Genomic DNA, 14,452 nt, shown 5'->3' with positions numbered 1-14,452 from the left:
AGGTCCGGCCACCACGCTATGGCGGACGAATCAGGCAAAGGGGCGAAAGAGAAAGATATCCTCGTTCGGGGTGATGCCGGCGGTTCAGACCGGCAGTGGCGCCGGCTCCGACTCCGGCAGCGAGCGTGACGGCTGCACGACGAACTTGTAACCCACCTGGCGAACCGTGCCGATCATGGACTCGTACTCCGAGCCGAGCTTCGCGCGCAGCCGCCGCACGTGCACGTCCACCGTGCGGGTGCCGCCGAAGTAGTCGTAGCCCCAGACCTCGCGCAGCAACTGGTCCCGGGTGAACACCCGGCCCGGGTGCTGGGCCAGGAACTTCAACAGCTCGAACTCCTTGTACGTCAGGTCGAGCGGCCGGCCCTTGAGCTTGGCGGCGTACGTGTCCGGGTCGATGTTCAACTCCCCGGCCCGGATCGAGCCGCCGGCCCCGGCGGTGGCGTTGCTCAGCCGGCCGACCGCGAGCCGCAGCCGGGCCTCCACCTCGGCCGGACCGGCCCCGGCGAGGATCACGTCGTCGACGCCCCAGTCGGCGTTCAGCGCGATGAGACCGGCCTCGGTCACCACCGCCACCAGCGGCACGCCCAGCCCGGTGGCGTGCAGCATCCGGCAGGTCGCCCGCGCCTCGCTCAGTTCGGATCGGGCGTCCACCAGGACGGCGTCCGGGGTGGGGCCGGAAACCAGGGTGCGCACATCGCGTGGTGCGGTGCGGACCGAGTGCGGCAACAGGTCGAGAGCCGGCAACACCGCCGACGGCTCGCCGGCCCGTGCGGTCACGAGCAGCAGGAGCTCCACGATCACCTCCGTCCCGGCGGCCTTTCGGCCGCGCGCGACAAGCGACACGCCCGGCTCCGGGCGGCGCTGCGAACTTGCGTGGGTCCCGGCGTCGCTGACGGGGCGGGTAACGGCCTGAGCGTAACCGATAGGCGGGCCGCCACCTTCGAGCGCTTTCCCGTTTGCCCTTTCTGCCCATGATCGGGCGGCAGGTTTTAACGTTGCCGAAACGGTGACCTCCGCCCGGCCGCCCGGGTCTGGCACGATCGGGGCGTGTTTCCCTCCACCTCGCGCGACACCGGTCGTGACCCGTGGGCCGTCGACCCGCCCGCCGGCCCGTCCGGTCCCGTGCCCGGCCACCCGCCCGCCCCGCGCACCGGCCCGGCCGAGGAGGAGCCCGAGCCGCGCAAGCGGACCGGCCCGCGCCGGCTGCGCAAGGGCGGCCCGGGCCGGCGGGCCGACGACGAGCCGGAGGAGGCAGCCGAGGAGGAGCAGCCGCCGGTGCCGGTACGCCGCTCGCTGGCGCTCACCGTGGCCGGCTTCGCCGCGCTGCTCGGCGTCGGTCTGGTGCTCGGCGCGCAGACCTCCGGCCCGGGGCACCGGCTGCCGTTCACCGTCATCATCTTCGGCGTCCAGATGCTCTACGTGCTCGCCTGGACGATGGCCATGCGACCGCCGGCGTTGCTCGTCGTCGCGCTGGTGAGCGTCGGCGTGGCGGTGATCGCCGACGTCGCCGCGGTGCAGTCGGACGTCGCCGGCCTCGCCCCGCTCGGTTACGCCGCGGTCGCCGGCCTCCTGCTCGGCGTGCTGGGGCAGCTCGTCCGGCGGGTGGACCGGGTCCGGGTGACCGACTCGCTCCGCGGCACCCTGCTCATCGTGGTGGGTGTGGTCGCCTTCGCCACGCTGATCGTGCTCAGCCGGATCCCCAAGGGCACCCAGGCGATCACCGTCTGTCTCACCGCCGCCGGGGTGGCGGTGCTGGTGGCCCGGCTCACCGACGCGGTGGCGCCGTGGCCGCGGCTCGCCCCGCAGGTGCCACGCGGGGCGGCCGGCGTGGTGGCGGGCGCCATGCTCGGCACCCTGACCAGCGCCGTGCTCGGCAGCTACCTCGTCGGGTTCACCCCGACCAGCGCCGCCCTGATCGGGGTGGTCACGGCGGCCACCGCTGTCCTGGCCGACCTCGCCGTCGGGTACGCCGAGGCGGGCCGGCTGATGGCCGGTGAGCCGCCGACCATGTGGGTGGCCCGGCACATGCAGGGACCGTTGGGCGGCTTCGCGCTGGCCGCGCCGGCCGCGTACGTCATGTGTGTGCTGTTCCTCTGAGCGCGGTTGGGGAGGATCCGCCTCGGGTAAGTACGGTGGCGCCCGCAAGGTGGTAGATGACGGCGGAGACGACGGGAGACGGCGTGGCAGAGGCGTATCCGGCGGAGGAGCGACCCCGCCGCCGCGGCCGGAAGGTGCTTGTCGGCTTCCTCGTGCTGCTGGTGGTGCTCGGCGGGCTACTGATCGCCGCCGACCGGGTGGCTGCCGGGGTGGCCGAGCGGGCCATCGCCGACCAGGTGCGGCAGGAGATCGCCAAGCAGGACGCCCAGTCGGCCGCGCCCAAGGTCGAGGTGGGCGGCTTCCCGTTCCTCAACCAGGTGCTCGACGGCCGGTACGAACACATCTCGATCCAGCTGACCGACGTGCGGGGCAACGTCCAGGGCGACGCGGTGGACGTGCCGCGGCTGGACGTGGACGCCCGCAACGTGACCGCGTCGCTGGACACGCTGCGCTCCGGCCGGGGCGACGTGGTGGCGGAAACCGTCGACGGGCGGGGCACGGTCACCTACGAGAGCCTGGCCAAGCTGATCGACCGGCCGGGACTGACGCTCGGCGAGCGTAACGGCAAACTGGCCGTCACCGCCCCGCTCGACGTGCTCGGCATCAAGCTGACCGTGAACGGCACCGCCGACGTCACGGTGGCGGGCAACAAGGTGGCGCTGCGCTTCAACGACCTCACCGCCGACGGGCTGCCCAACGTGCCGCTGGCCAAGGCCGCGCTCACCCGGTACGCCCAGGGCATCTCGATCGACGTGCCGCTGCCGGAACTGCCGTTCAAGCTCAACCTGCGCAAGGTGGAGCCGACGCCGGAGGGCCTGGTGGTCACGGCCAACGCCGCGAACGTGCCGATCAACTCCGCCGGCTGAGCGCCCCGCCCGTCGGCTCCCGAGCAGCCGACGGGCGGGACCGCCGTCCCGGATGCTGGTCGGACCGGTGGTACTCACCGCGTCGGCTGGTAATCTCCCTGGCCATGGGGACCCACCTCACCAAACGGCGCGCGGTCGACCTGTGCCGCGTGGCCACCTGCCTGTGTCGCCCCGTCATCTGACGGCGGGGCTGTCCCCGGTCGCCTAGAGCGGCCGACCTGATGGGTCCACGAACCTTTCCGGTTCCCCTCAACGCCCGGCAGCGGCGCCGTCGCACGTACCCGTGATCCGTTCCAGCTCTGGGTCCCGCGTGTGGTGCGACAACATTCGACGTCGAACTCCACGCGCAGGCTCACCAAACCATCCTCACCAGGGAGTGAACTGATGAGTCGCGACACCGCACTCGTCTCGGCCGAGTGGGCCGAGAAGAACCTCGACGCCCCGGGCGTCGTCTTCGTCGAAGTCGACGAGGACACCGCCGCCTACGACACCGGGCACATCGCCGGCGCGGTCAAGCTGGACTGGCGTACCGACCTCCAGGACCAGATCCGCCGGGACTTCGTCAACAAGAGCCAGTTCGAGGCGCTGTTGTCCGAGCGGGGCATCGCCAACGACGACACCGTGATCCTGTACGGCGGCAACAACAACTGGTTCGCCGCGTACGCGTACTGGTACTTCAAGCTCTACGGCCACCGCGACGTCAAGCTGCTCGACGGCGGCCGCAAGAAGTGGGAGCTGGACGCCCGTCCGCTCGTCACCGACGCGGTGCAGCGGCCGAGGACCCAGTACGTCGCCCAGGAGCCGGACGCCTCGATCCGCGCGTTCCGCGACGAGGTGGTCGACGCCATCGGCGCCAAGAACCTGGTCGACGTGCGCAGCCCCGACGAGTACGCGGGCCGGCTGCTCGCCCCGGCGCACCTGCCGCAGGAGCAGGCGCAGCGGGCCGGTCACATCCCGACCGCGATCAGCGTGCCGTGGTCCAAGACGGCGAACGAGGACGGCACGTTCAAGTCCGACGACGAGCTGCGCAAGATCTACGCCGACGCCGGGCTGGACGACAGCCGGGAGACGATCGCGTACTGCCGGATCGGCGAGCGCTCCTCGCACTCGTGGTTCGTGCTCCAGGAACTGCTCGGGCACCGCAACGTGAAGAACTACGACGGGTCCTGGACCGAATACGGCTCGCTCGTCGGGGTGCCGGTGGCCCTCGGCGACGAGCCGGGGGAGGCGTGACATGACCGCTCCGACCGCTGCCGGCTGCGCCGCGCCGGACCAGGCCGCCCCCCTCCCGGCGAGCCTGGACCTGGAGAAGGAGACCGTCATCACCGGCCAGGTGGTGGCCGAGTCCGGTGAGGTCGTGCCGGGCGCCTACGTGCGGTTGCTCGACTCGACGGGCGAGTTCACGGCGGAGGTGGTCACGTCGCCGGCCGGCCAGTTCCGGTTCTTCGCCGCGCCCGGATCGTGGACGTTGCGGGCGCTCTCCCGGCACGGCAACGGCGACAGCGCCGTGTCCGCGGCCCGCGGGATCAACGAGGTGACCGTCACCGTCGCCGTCTGACCCACGCTCGATCGTGGCCCGCCACCCCGGCCAGGGGTGGCGGGCCACGGGCCGTCGTGGGGGCCGGTGAGGCCCGGCGGGGTGCCTCGCCGGCGCGTGACACCATGGCCGGGTGACTGCCGTCCAGCCGGGCCACGCCCCGCCCACCCCACCCGACCGGCCCGGATCGCCTCGCCGTCGGCTGCGCTGGCTGGTGGCCGCCACGGTGGCGTGGGGGGTGCTGCTGGCCGGACTCACCTGGTGGTCGGTGCGTACCGACCCGCCGACGGTCAAGGAGCAGCGTTCGCTGGACCAGGCCGGTCCGGTGGTGGACCGGACGGTCGGTGCGCTGAGCGCCGCGGTCGGCGCGGACGGGGTGCCGGCGCTCCTGCCGGACCGGTTGGCGCGCGGATGCCGGATCACCCCGATCGACGGCGGTGCGACGCTGGAACGCGGCGTGGAGGTGATGACCGGCGGGGACGCGCGTGACGTGCTGCGCCGGATCGCCGACCGGCTGCCGTCGTCGTGGCGGGCCGGTGTGTCGACCTACGACGGGCAGCCGCTGCTGCGCGCCGACGCGGGCGAGTTCGTGGCGGTGGAGGGCCGTCCGGGCGGGGCCGGTCGGGTCCTGCTCACCGCCTCGACCGGCTGCCGGCCGGTGGGTTCGGGCTATCGCGCCCCGACGGCCGACGCCGCCGGGGAGTCCGCCGCGCTGGCGACCGCGCTGGGCCGCTGGGGCGGCGCCACCGGGCCGTTCCAGGTGCTGGCCGCGCCCTGCCCCGGCGGTGGGACCGCCCGCACCGCGCGCGCCGAGGCCGACCTGCCGGCGGACCGGCCGCTGGCCGCCGCGTTCGGCGACGGCGTCGCGCCGGTGGTGGACTCCGCCGACCGGTACGCGCGCCCGGGTGACCCGGCCGTGCTGGCCGAGCGGGTCGACGAGCGGGTCCGGGTGGCGGCGACCACCCCCTGCCCGGCCTGACGTCACCGCGCGGGGCGGTCCTCGTCGCTGGGCAGGCGGCTGCGACCCAGGGCGTCCACCCGGCCCCACCGGCCCGGGATGTCCAGCAGCTCCACCCGGCCCATGCCGGTGGGCACCGCCGGGTCGATGATCAGGTGCTCGCCCTGCGGTTCCAGTCCCAACATCACCCGCAGCAGCAGCAGCGGGGTGCCGGCGGACCAGGCCTGCGGGCTGCACGCCGTCGGATACTCCACCGGGTAGTCGGTGAGGTCACGCTCGTAGCCGGCGAACGCCTCCGGCAGCCGCCCGTCGAAGTAGCGGGACGCGGCGAGCATCGCCTCGCAGATCTGGCCGGCCTCGTGCCGGAAGCCGTACCGCCACAAGCCCCATGCGATGATCGAGTTGTCGAACGGCCAGACCGTGCCGACGTGGTAGCCGACCGGGTTGTAGCGGCACTGGTCGTCGGCGAGCGTGCGTACCCCCCAGCCGGAGAACAGGCGCGGGCCGAGCAGGTGCGCCGCGACGGCCGGCGCCCGGGACTCCTCCACGATGCCGCTCCACAGCAGGTGGCCGATGTTGGAGGAGAGCGCGTCCACGCGCTGCCCCCGCGGGTCGAGGGCGAGCGCGTAGTACTCCCGCTCGGGGATCCAGAAGTCCCGGTTGAACCGTTCCTTCAGCGCCGCCGCCTCGCGTTCCAGTTGGTCGGCGTACGCCGGGTCGTTCCAGTGGGTGCGGGCCAGGCGGGCGCCGCGCCGCTTGGCGTCGTACGCGTATCCCTGTAGTTCACAGGTGGCCCGGGGGAACTCGGGCAGCCGTCCGTCGGAGAAGGAGATGGAGTCCGGGGAGTCCTTCCAGCACTGGTTGGGCAGCCCGGTCTCCGGGTTGCGGGTCATGTACCAGACGTAGCCGGTGCCGAGCAGGTCCCCGTACGTGTCGAGCCAGGCCAGCGCGGCCCGGGTCTCGGGTTCCAGCCGGCGCACCAGTTCCGCGTCGCCGGTCCACCGCTCGTACTCGTCGAGCAGGACGACGAACAGCGCGGTGGTGTCGGCGGCGCCGTAGTAGGGCGAGTGGGGTTGCTCCTCGAAGCCGGCGGTCTCGCCGTAGCGCAGTTCGTGCAGGATCTTGCCGGGCTCCTCGTCGCGGAAGTCGTCGACCCGGCTGCCCTGGAGGCCGGCCAGCATGAGGATCGTCGGCCGGACCAGTTCGGGCAGGAACGGCAGCACCTGCAACGAGGTGAAGATGCTGTCCCGGCCGAACAGCGTCATGAACCAGGGCAGGCCGGCGGCGAGCAGCCGTACGCCGAGCGTGATCGACTCGTACCGGAGGGCGGCCAGGTCGTCCAGGCTGCGCCGGTACGCCCCGGCCAGCGGCTCGCAGTCGCACGTCAGCTTCGGCGCGCGGGTGATCAGGGCGTACTGCTCGGCTTCGATCTCGTCTGCCGTGCGCTCGCCACCGAGCGGCAGCGCGGCCCGGATGTCCTCGCCCCGGGCCCCGTAGATGACGGTGCCGACGTGCAGCCGGGTCGTCCACTCGGCGTGCGGGCCGAGCCGCACCCGGAAGGTCATCCCGTTGGAGTCGACCTCGGCGGGGGCGGTGCTGGTCACCATCGCCTCGCGGTGGAACGCCTCCCGACGGTAGGTCAGCCGCAGCCCGTTGCCCTCGACCGTGGGCGTGGTGCGTCCCTTCTTCTCCCCCCGGTGCTTGATCTCGAAGAGGTCGGCGAAGTCGGAGCCGATCTCCAACCGGAGGCGGAACTCCTTCTCCTGCTCGGAATGGTTGAGCAGGGTCAACTCCTCGTCCAGGCCGCCGCCGATGGCGCGGTTGCGGATCACCGAGGCCTTCGCGTCCAGGTAGTGCGTCGGCTCGCCGGGCACCAGGAAGAACCGGGTCGTGTGCGACCGCGAGTCGTCGATGGAGAGCGGGTGCAGGAGTTGACCGTCGAGGGTGAGGATCCAGGTGGAGAGGAACCTGGTGTCGAACGAGAACAGCCCGGTGGGGAAGTCGTACGACGCCTCGATGTTGCCGCGTTCGTCGCTGACCAGGAACGTGTTGCCGTCGAGGATGTTGACCCGGTTCTTCACGCCAGCCGCCGGACGTGGTCGCGGGCGGTTTCCCGGGGGTCCGGTGTGTCGGGGCGGCCCGGCAGGAACCGACGGAACGCCAGGAGCAGCACGACGTGGCCGCTGAAGGTGGCGTCGTTGCGCAGCAGCGTGGCCAGCCACGCCTCCCGGCCGGTGACCAGTCTCTCGAACAGGTCGACGGGCAGGCTCAGGACGCCGTCCGCCGGCCGTTGTTGCTCCCGACCCACCTGGGCGGAGCCGGGCGCCAGCGTCACGTACCAGTGTTCGGTGCGGTTGCCGTCCGCCAGGTCGATCTGAAGGATGCCGCCGACCGGGCTGTTCAGGACGGAAGCGGCGCGGGTCGGTAGGGATACGAAGAACCGCTGGATCGCCTCACTCACAGCTACAGGGTAGGCAATATCCGGACATTTAGGGCGGGTATCGGCGGTCTGAGCAGAATGGACAACCCCGACTGAGCGCTCAGTAAACCAACGCCTGCGCGCCGTCGGCCACGACCTCTTCGACGAACACCGCGGCCCCGGCGATGCGTACGCCGGGGAGCACGTCCTGGGCGCCGATGTCGCGGCGGGCGGCGCACTGCGTGCAGGCGGTCACCTGGCCGGTGGTCAGGACGATGTGCAGCAGTTCCGCCAGCGGCGCGGAGTGTGGCAGGTCGAACGACTCGGCCCGGCCGGGAAGGGCGAACCAGGTCGACTCACCGGTGAGCCAGAGCGACACGTCCACGCCGGCCGCGGCGGCGGTGGCGGCGACGGTGAACGCCTGGGCGCAGCGCTCCGGGGAGTCCGCGCCGGCGGTGGCCTTGACGACGAGAGTGCGCGCCATGCCGTCCAGCATAGGATGGTCCGGATGGTTACCGAGATCGGGTTCGTCAGCCTGCTGGTCGCCGGCTTGGGCGCGCTCGCCGGTGGCCTGGTCTACGTGGCGGTCCGCATAGCTAGAGGTAGATGGTGAGCGCGAGTGAGCAGTGAGAATCCGCTTCAGCCGCCGTGGCTGAACGCGCCGCCGGTCGACGCGTACCCCTTCGAGGAGAGTCACGACCTGCGGATAGGCCCGAAGCTGCACCCCAGCCTGGACGGGTTGCTGCCGTACGTCGGGGTGTGGCGCGGTCGGGGTCGGGGTGGGTTCCCCACGATCGAGGATTTCGACTACGGCCAGGAGGTCCGGATCAGTCACGACGGCCGGCCGTTCCTGTTCTACGAGTCGCGGGCCTGGATCCTGGACGAGCAGAGCCACCCGGTGCGTCCGGCCGGCCGCGAGGTGGGCTGGTGGCGTCCGGTGTTCGACGGTGAGCGGGTGACCGACGAGCTGGAGGCCCTGATGGCCGTGCCGACGGGTGTGATGGAGCTGCACATCGGCAAGCGCAAGGGCACCCAGATCGAGTTCGTCACCGACGCGGTGGTGCGTACCGCGACGGCGAAGGAGGTCACCGCCGGTGCCCGGCTGTTCGGCATCGTGGAGGGGGCCCTGCTCTACGCGCAGGAGATGGCCGCGGTGGGCCACGGCCTCAGTCCGCACCTCTCCGCCCGCCTGACCCGGGTAGCCGGCTGACAGCACCACCGTTCCGCCATGATCATCGGGTGGCGGCGGCGGAACGGACAGCCGCCGCCCTCGTGCTCAACGGGGCGGGGGAAAGTTCAGGAGGGTTTGCAGGCGGGGGGTCAGCGGGGATCCGGGGCGGGGGATGCCGTCCAGGGACGTGACCTCCGTCAGGCCGCGCAGGGAGCTGGTCAGCCAGATGCCCTCGGCCCGGTGCAGATCGGCGGGGGTGGGCAGGTCCTCGGCCGCGGTCAGGCCCAGCTCGGCGGCCCGGCTCAGCAGGTGATCGGCGGTCACGCCGGGCAGTACACCGGTCTCCGCCGCCGGCACCGTCGCGAGCGTGCCGCCGTGCAGCCACACCACGTTCGCGGTGGGCGCCTCCAGCACGTAGCCGTCGGTGGAGACCCAGAGCACGTCGTCCACGCCGGTGCGGTGCGCCCACCGGCGGGCGGCGGTGCTCAGCGCGTACGAGGTGGACTTCACGCCACCGGGCAGCCAGCCCAGCTCCGGGCGGGACCGGGCGGCCACGCCCAGCGGCAACGTGACGACGGTCACGCCGTCCCGCCGGGCCCGGGCCGCGGCCGCCGGCACCGCGCCGAGCGTGGCGTACACCGTCGGCGGCCCACCGCCCTCCGGCCCGCGGGTGCAGACCAGCCGCAACGCGCCCTCGACCCCGGCCGGCCAGCCGGCGCACACCGCGTCGAGCAGCTCCACCAGCGCCTCGTCCGGGGGCAGCGGCAGCTCGATCGCCGCCGCGCCGGCCCGTAGCCGGGCCAGGTGGGCGTCACGCAGCCAGGGGCCGCCGTCGCGCAGGTGCATCGTCTCGAACAGGCCGTCACCGTGCAGCACGCCCCGGTCGTCGCCGCGCAGCACCGGTTCGCCCGCCGGTACGACTCCCCGCCCCAGCACCGCCACCCGCGTCACGTCCACCGGCGCAGCGTAGTGGCGTACCCCGGCGGCAGCCGGGGCGGCGCGGCGGCCGAACTATGATCGAAGGGTGTCCGAATCCTCCCTCGCGGAAATGCTCCGCTCGCGCGGGCTGCGGCTGACGGCGCAGCGGCAGCTGGTCCTCCAAGCGGTCCTCGACCTCGGGCACGCCACTCCGGAGCAGGTGCACACCGCGGTCCGCGAGGTGGCGGCCGGGGTCAACATCACCACCATCTACCGCACCCTGGAACTGTTGGAACGACTCGGCCTGGTGACCCACACGCACCTGTCGCACGGTTCGCCGACCTACCACGCGGCCGGCGAGCACCAGCACGTGCACCTGGTGTGCCGGGAGTGCGGGGCGATCGACGAGGTCTCGCCGGAGATGTTCCGCCCGTTCGCCGACCAACTGGCCGGGGAACGCGGGTTCCAGGTCGACATCGGGCACGTCGCGCTCTTCGGGGTCTGCGGCCGCTGCGCACAGGACGGAGCAGGCGAATGATCGACATCGCGGGCGCGGTGACCACCGACGCCATCGACGAGCAGACCCGGGACCAACCGGAACCGGCCCACCGCGCGGCCGGGGTCGGTCCGGTGGCCGCGCACTACGGCGACCCGATGCGGGAGCAGCGCCTCCTGGCCACCGGGGTGGGTCTGGTCGACCGCTCGCACCGGGGCGTGGTCGCGGTGCCGGGCGAGGAACGGATCAGCTGGCTGCACACGCTCACCAGCCAGCACCTGGCCGCGCTGGCCCCGTGGCAGGGCACCGAGCTGCTCGTGCTCTCCCCGCACGGGCACGTCGAGCAGCACGCGCTTGTCACCGACGACGGCGAGACCACCTGGCTGGACACCGAGCCGGGGACGACCGGCGGGCTCCTGTCGTATCTGGAGAGGATGCGGTTCTTCAGCAAGGTCGACCCGCGGGATGCCACCGCCGACCACGCGTTGCTCTCGCTCGTCGGCCCGGAGGCACCCGCCGCGCTCGCCACGCTGGGCGTGACCGGGCTTGCCGACCCGGACGTGGCCGCGGTGCCGGGCCCGAAGTTCCGCTCCGGTGAGGTGCTCGCCCGGCCGTCCGCGGTGTACGACGTCAAGCCGCTGCCGGCCGGCGGCTGGGCCCGACGGGTGCCGCTCGGCGTCGACCTGCTGGTGCCCCGCCCCGCCATGGACCGGGTGGTGACGGAGCTGCGCGACGCGGGCGTGCCGGTGGCCGGGCTGTGGGCGTACGAGGCGATGCGGGTGGCCGCCCGGCTGCCCCGGGCCGGGGTGGACACCGACCACCGGACCATCCCCGCCGAGGTGGACCTGATCGCCCCGGCCGTGCACCTGGACAAGGGCTGCTATCGGGGGCAGGAGACGGTGGCGAGGGTGCACAACCTGGGCAAGCCGCCGCGCCGGCTGGTCCTGCTGCACCTGGACGGCGTGACCAGCGACCAGCTTCCGGCCTCCGGCACGCCGGTGACGCTTGACGGCCGCACCGTCGGGTTCGTCGGCACCGCCGTGCACCACTTCGAGCTGGGTCAGGTGGCGCTCGCGGTGCTGAAGCGCAACACCCGCGACGACGCCCGCCTGATGATCGGCGACACCGCCGCCGCCATCGACGTGTAAGGAAGGGCCCCTTGTTAACGCCTCCGGTAGAGGAAGGGCCCCTTCTTGACACCGCTCGTGCCGGAAATCCTCCGGTCGACCCGGTGTCGGCGGTCGGTCTAGGATCCGGGGCATGACCACAGGGACGTTGATCACGGTTGCCCCCACCGGTGCGGAGTCGGCAAAGGCGGAGGTGCCGGCGCTGCCGGTGACGCTCGACGAGCTGCTCCTGACCGCCAAGGAGTGCGAGGCGCTCGGCGCCGCCGTGATCCACGTACACATCCGCGACGACGAGGCGCGCCCCACGCTCGACCAGGGACGGCTGCGGGAGACGGTGGCGGCGCTGCGGGAGAGCACCGACCTGATCGTGCAGCTCTCCTCGGGCGGCGCGGTCACCGACCCGGAGGCCGCCCGGCTGGCCGTGCTCGACGCCGGGCCGGACATGGCCTCCTGCACCATGGGCACGGTCAACTTCGGCGACGACGTGTTCCTCAACCGCTGGGAGTTCATCGTCGACCTGCACACCCGGATGCAGGAGCGGGGCGTCGTCCCCGAGTACGAGATCTTCGAGCTCGGTCACCTCACGTCGCTGCAACGGCTGCTCGGCAAGTACGGCCTGCCGCACGGCGGGCACGTACACGTCGACTTCGTGATGGGCGTTCCGGGCGGTATGCCGGGCACCGCGGCCACCCTGGTCGCCGCCCAGCAGATGCTGCGCGACCTGCCGGCGGGCACCACGTTCTCGGCCACCGGCATCGGGCGCAGCACCATCCCGGTGATGCTGGCGTCGCTGTCCACCGGCGGTCACCTGCGGGTGGGCATGGAGGACACGGTCACGTACGCCAAGGGACGGCCGGTGGAGTCCAACATGCAGCTGGTCGCGCGGGCGGTCGGTTTCGCCCAGTTGGCCCAGCGTCCCCCGCTGACCACGGCCGAGGCGCGCGGACTGCTCGGCCTCCAGGAGCGGTAAGCGGCGTACGGCCGGTCGTCCCTGTACGGCATCGGCCGATGTCGCAGGTCACCCCGCTGCCCGCCGGGTCGGTCGCGTCGGTACCGTCCATAACGTGGGAAAGACGTACGAGGGTGGGGTGCCCCTCGCCGAGGTGGTCCGGTCCGGTTTCGTCGAGGGGCTGCACCGGGGTTCCGTGGTGGTGCTCGACGCCACCGGAAGGCCGGTCGGGGGTGCCGGTGACGTCACCTCGCCGATCTTCCCCCGCTCGTCGAACAAGCCGATGCAGGCCGTCGGCATGTTGCGGGCCGGGCTGCCGCTGACCGACCCGGCCGATGTGGCGTTGGTCGCGGCCAGCCACGCCGGTGAGGAGTTCCACGTCGAGCGGGTCGTCGCGCTGCTGCGCGACGCGGGCCTGACCGGGGAGGCGTTGCGCTGTCCGCCGGACCTGCCGTTCGGGGAGGCGGCCCGGGAGGCGGTGCTGCGTGCCGGCGGCGGTCCCTCCCGGGTGCTGATGAACTGCTCGGGCAAGCACGCCGGAATGCTGCGGACCTGCCTGGCGGCCGGCTGGTCGCTTGACGGCTACTGGCGGCCCGAGCACCCGTTGCAGCGGCGTCTGGCCGCCGCGGTCGAGGAGGCCACCGGGGAGCGGGCGGCGGCGGTCGGGGTGGACGGCTGCGGCGCGCCGGTGCTGGCCGTCTCGTTGACCGGGTTGGCGCGCGCCTTCCTGCGACTTGTCGACGCGGAGTTGGGCACCGTCGAGCGGACGGTGGCGGACGCGATGCGCGCGTACCCGGAGTTGGTGGGCGGCACCCGGGCGGAGGACACCCGGCTGATGCGCGGCGTACCCGGGCTGCTCGCCAAGATCGGCGCGGAGGGGGTGATCGCGGCGGCGGTCCCCGGCGTCGGCGCGGTGGCTCTGAAGATCGACGACGGCGCGGCCCGGCCGCGGATGCCGGTGCTGGCCTCGGCGCTGGCCCGGCTGCGCGTGGCCGCCCCGATCCTGACCGAGTACGCCGAGGCGCCCATCCTCGGCGGCGGCCTACCGGTAGGCGCGGTCCGCCCGACCTGGTGACCCCGCCAAGCGCGGCGACTCAGCGTGCGGGCAGGAAGTCGAGCAGGGCGGCGTTGACCGCGTCGGGGCGCTCCAGGGGCAGCAGGTGGGCGGCGTCGGGGATGTCGGGGAGGCGGGTTCCGTGAGGAGCCTCGTCGGCGATGCGGTCGGCCAGGCGACGGATGTCGGCCAGGTCGTCGGCGCCGGCGGCGGTCAGCACCGGCATGCCCAGGTCGCCCAGCCGGTCGATCGCGGGCGGGTCCAGCTCGCCCACCTCGACGGCGCTGAGGGCCTGCTCGGCGGCCAGTGCCAGGCGGTCCATCTCCTCGGCGAACCGGATCAGCCCGGGGTCGACGTCCTCCGGGCGGCGGGTCGGGCCGACCACCCAGAACCGCACCTCGCCGGCGGCGGTGGCCGCGAGGTCCGCCGGGTCGACGTCGCCGACCAGGTCCTCCCAGACCTGCTCGGTCTCCTCGGACCACTCGGTGCCGGAGACGGGGGCGCCGAAGAGGGCCACCGCGGTGATCCGCTCCGGGTGGGCCAGTGCGGTGTCCACCGCGACGCGACCACCGAACGAGCAGCCGACGAGCGCGGCCCGGTCCACGCCCAGCGCGTCAAGGAGCCCGACCACGTCGTCGTGGTGGGTGAACGGGGCTGGTGGCAGCTCCGACTCGCCGTAGCCCCGCAGGTCCAGGGCGAGGACGCGGTGGCGCTCGGCGAGCGCGGGCACCTGGGAGCGCCACATGCGCCGGTCGGCGATGCCGGCGTGCAGCAGCACCACGACGGTTCCGCTGCCGGCGTCGTCGTACGCGAGCCCCGCGCCGTTGATATCGATCTTGGTCACGGGGGGACGGTAC

18 protein-coding genes are annotated in these 14,452 nt (G+C 73.0%); 12 read left to right on the top strand and 6 right to left on the bottom strand.

Annotation, left to right across the window (positions count from 1 at the left end; translation table 11 throughout):
• Positions 1-84 precede the first annotated feature (84 nt).
• The gene (locus ACLQ2X_RS14035; RefSeq protein WP_425681443.1) at positions 85-804 is read right to left on the bottom strand and encodes a winged helix-turn-helix transcriptional regulator; all 720 of its coding nucleotides are present in this window, start codon (positions 802-804) and stop codon (positions 85-87) included.
• A gap of 246 nt (positions 805-1,050) precedes the next feature.
• On the opposite strand from ACLQ2X_RS14035, the gene ACLQ2X_RS14030 reads away from it, so the two are divergent.
• The 6 genes from ACLQ2X_RS14030 (at position 1,051) to ACLQ2X_RS14005 (ending at position 5,482) form a co-directional block, all read left to right on the top strand.
• On the top strand, positions 1,051-2,100 hold the full coding sequence (locus ACLQ2X_RS14030) for a hypothetical protein (protein ID WP_425681442.1): 1,050 nt from the start codon (positions 1,051-1,053) through the stop codon (positions 2,098-2,100).
• A gap of 56 nt (positions 2,101-2,156) precedes the next feature.
• Positions 2,157-2,966: a DUF2993 domain-containing protein gene (locus ACLQ2X_RS14025; protein WP_425681441.1), complete on the top strand. Its 810-nt coding sequence runs from the start codon at positions 2,157-2,159 to the stop codon at positions 2,964-2,966.
• A gap of 104 nt (positions 2,967-3,070) precedes the next feature.
• Positions 3,071-3,148 (top strand): Ms5788A family Cys-rich leader peptide, encoded by a 78-nt coding sequence (locus ACLQ2X_RS14020; RefSeq protein ID WP_310503780.1) that lies wholly within the window; start codon positions 3,071-3,073, stop codon positions 3,146-3,148.
• 202 nt (positions 3,149-3,350) lie between these two features.
• The gene (locus tag ACLQ2X_RS14015; RefSeq protein WP_425681440.1) at positions 3,351-4,199 is read left to right on the top strand and encodes a sulfurtransferase; all 849 of its coding nucleotides are present in this window, start codon (positions 3,351-3,353) and stop codon (positions 4,197-4,199) included.
• 1 nt (position 4,200) lies between these two features.
• On the top strand, positions 4,201-4,524 hold the full coding sequence (locus ACLQ2X_RS14010; RefSeq protein ID WP_425681439.1) for a DUF1416 domain-containing protein: 324 nt from the start codon (positions 4,201-4,203) through the stop codon (positions 4,522-4,524).
• Between the two features lie 112 nt (positions 4,525-4,636).
• Positions 4,637-5,482, top strand: a complete 846-nt coding sequence (locus tag ACLQ2X_RS14005; RefSeq protein WP_425681438.1) for a hypothetical protein — start codon at positions 4,637-4,639, stop codon at positions 5,480-5,482.
• Positions 5,483-5,484: 2 nt separating this feature from the next.
• On the opposite strand, the gene ACLQ2X_RS14000 is transcribed toward ACLQ2X_RS14005, so the two are convergent.
• From ACLQ2X_RS14000 to ACLQ2X_RS13990, 3 genes are all read right to left on the bottom strand, one after another.
• Entirely contained in the window at positions 5,485-7,542 is a 2,058-nt protein-coding gene (locus ACLQ2X_RS14000) for a glycogen debranching N-terminal domain-containing protein (RefSeq protein WP_425681437.1), read from the bottom strand.
• Positions 7,539-7,922, bottom strand: a complete 384-nt coding sequence (locus tag ACLQ2X_RS13995) for an SCP2 sterol-binding domain-containing protein (protein WP_425681436.1) — start codon at positions 7,920-7,922, stop codon at positions 7,539-7,541. The genes ACLQ2X_RS14000 and ACLQ2X_RS13995 overlap by 4 nt, the downstream gene beginning before the upstream one ends.
• Before the next feature lie 79 nt (positions 7,923-8,001).
• Complete coding sequence (locus ACLQ2X_RS13990; protein ID WP_425681435.1) at positions 8,002-8,376, bottom strand: DsrE family protein; 375 nt, start codon at positions 8,374-8,376, stop codon at positions 8,002-8,004.
• 12 nt (positions 8,377-8,388) lie between these two features.
• Here ACLQ2X_RS13990 and mtfM point away from each other — a divergent pair, with 12 nt between their 5' ends.
• Both mtfM and ACLQ2X_RS13980 read left to right on the top strand, forming a co-directional pair.
• Entirely contained in the window at positions 8,389-8,493 is a 105-nt protein-coding gene (gene mtfM / locus ACLQ2X_RS13985; RefSeq protein ID WP_013475110.1) for a small membrane protein MtfM, read from the top strand.
• Positions 8,494-8,499: 6 nt separating this feature from the next.
• Positions 8,500-9,090 carry an FABP family protein gene (locus tag ACLQ2X_RS13980; protein WP_425681434.1) on the top strand — a complete coding sequence of 197 codons (591 nt, stop codon included), beginning with the start codon at positions 8,500-8,502 and terminating at the stop codon, positions 9,088-9,090.
• A 66-nt stretch (positions 9,091-9,156) separates the two neighbouring features.
• On the opposite strand, the gene ACLQ2X_RS13975 is transcribed toward ACLQ2X_RS13980, so the two are convergent.
• A complete protein-coding gene (locus ACLQ2X_RS13975) occupies positions 9,157-10,008 on the bottom strand; it encodes an aminotransferase class IV (protein WP_425681433.1) in 852 nt (283 codons plus the stop codon).
• Between the two features lie 91 nt (positions 10,009-10,099).
• Here ACLQ2X_RS13975 and ACLQ2X_RS13970 point away from each other — a divergent pair, with 91 nt between their 5' ends.
• The 4 genes from ACLQ2X_RS13970 to ACLQ2X_RS13955 all read left to right on the top strand — a co-directional run bounded on the left by ACLQ2X_RS13970 (position 10,100) and on the right by ACLQ2X_RS13955 (position 13,616).
• Positions 10,100-10,507, top strand: a complete 408-nt coding sequence (locus tag ACLQ2X_RS13970; RefSeq protein WP_425681681.1) for a Fur family transcriptional regulator — start codon at positions 10,100-10,102, stop codon at positions 10,505-10,507.
• Complete coding sequence (locus ACLQ2X_RS13965) at positions 10,504-11,613, top strand: YgfZ/GcvT domain-containing protein (RefSeq protein ID WP_425681432.1); 1,110 nt, start codon at positions 10,504-10,506, stop codon at positions 11,611-11,613. The genes ACLQ2X_RS13970 and ACLQ2X_RS13965 overlap by 4 nt, the downstream gene beginning before the upstream one ends.
• A 112-nt stretch (positions 11,614-11,725) precedes the next feature.
• Positions 11,726-12,562, top strand: coding sequence for a 3-keto-5-aminohexanoate cleavage protein (locus ACLQ2X_RS13960; RefSeq protein ID WP_425681431.1), 837 nt, complete (start codon positions 11,726-11,728; stop codon positions 12,560-12,562).
• A 94-nt stretch (positions 12,563-12,656) separates the two neighbouring features.
• A complete protein-coding gene (locus tag ACLQ2X_RS13955; RefSeq protein WP_425681430.1) occupies positions 12,657-13,616 on the top strand; it encodes an asparaginase in 960 nt (319 codons plus the stop codon).
• A gap of 19 nt (positions 13,617-13,635) precedes the next feature.
• Here the strand turns inward: ACLQ2X_RS13955 and ACLQ2X_RS13950 are convergent, their stop codons facing one another.
• Positions 13,636-14,439 (bottom strand): alpha/beta fold hydrolase, encoded by an 804-nt coding sequence (locus tag ACLQ2X_RS13950; RefSeq protein WP_425681429.1) that lies wholly within the window; start codon positions 14,437-14,439, stop codon positions 13,636-13,638.
• Positions 14,440-14,452: the final 13 nt, after the last annotated feature.

Source organism: Micromonospora sp. DT31 (genome assembly GCF_049841795.1).
In the GTDB taxonomy this organism is placed as follows: domain Bacteria; phylum Actinomycetota; class Actinomycetes; order Mycobacteriales; family Micromonosporaceae; genus Micromonospora.
This window is presented reverse-complemented; position numbering and strand designations above follow the sequence as displayed.

Excerpts from the sequence above, each read along its gene's own strand:
- ACLQ2X_RS13970 (WP_425681681.1), top strand. The coding sequence starts at position 10,100 with ATGCTCCGCTCGCGCGGGCTGCGGCTGACGGCGCAGCGGCAGCTGGTC.
- mtfM (WP_013475110.1), top strand. The coding sequence starts at position 8,389 with ATGGTTACCGAGATCGGGTTCGTCAGCCTGCTGGTCGCCGGCTTGGGC.
- ACLQ2X_RS14010 (WP_425681439.1), top strand. The coding sequence starts at position 4,201 with ATGACCGCTCCGACCGCTGCCGGCTGCGCCGCGCCGGACCAGGCCGCC.
- ACLQ2X_RS13960 (WP_425681431.1), top strand. The coding sequence starts at position 11,726 with ATGACCACAGGGACGTTGATCACGGTTGCCCCCACCGGTGCGGAGTCG.
- ACLQ2X_RS14020 (WP_310503780.1), top strand. The coding sequence starts at position 3,071 with ATGGGGACCCACCTCACCAAACGGCGCGCGGTCGACCTGTGCCGCGTG.
- ACLQ2X_RS13990 (WP_425681435.1), bottom strand. The coding sequence starts at position 8,376 with ATGCTGGACGGCATGGCGCGCACTCTCGTCGTCAAGGCCACCGCCGGC.
- ACLQ2X_RS13965 (WP_425681432.1), top strand. The coding sequence starts at position 10,504 with ATGATCGACATCGCGGGCGCGGTGACCACCGACGCCATCGACGAGCAG.
- ACLQ2X_RS14015 (WP_425681440.1), top strand. The coding sequence starts at position 3,351 with ATGAGTCGCGACACCGCACTCGTCTCGGCCGAGTGGGCCGAGAAGAAC.
- ACLQ2X_RS14025 (WP_425681441.1), top strand. The coding sequence starts at position 2,157 with ATGACGGCGGAGACGACGGGAGACGGCGTGGCAGAGGCGTATCCGGCG.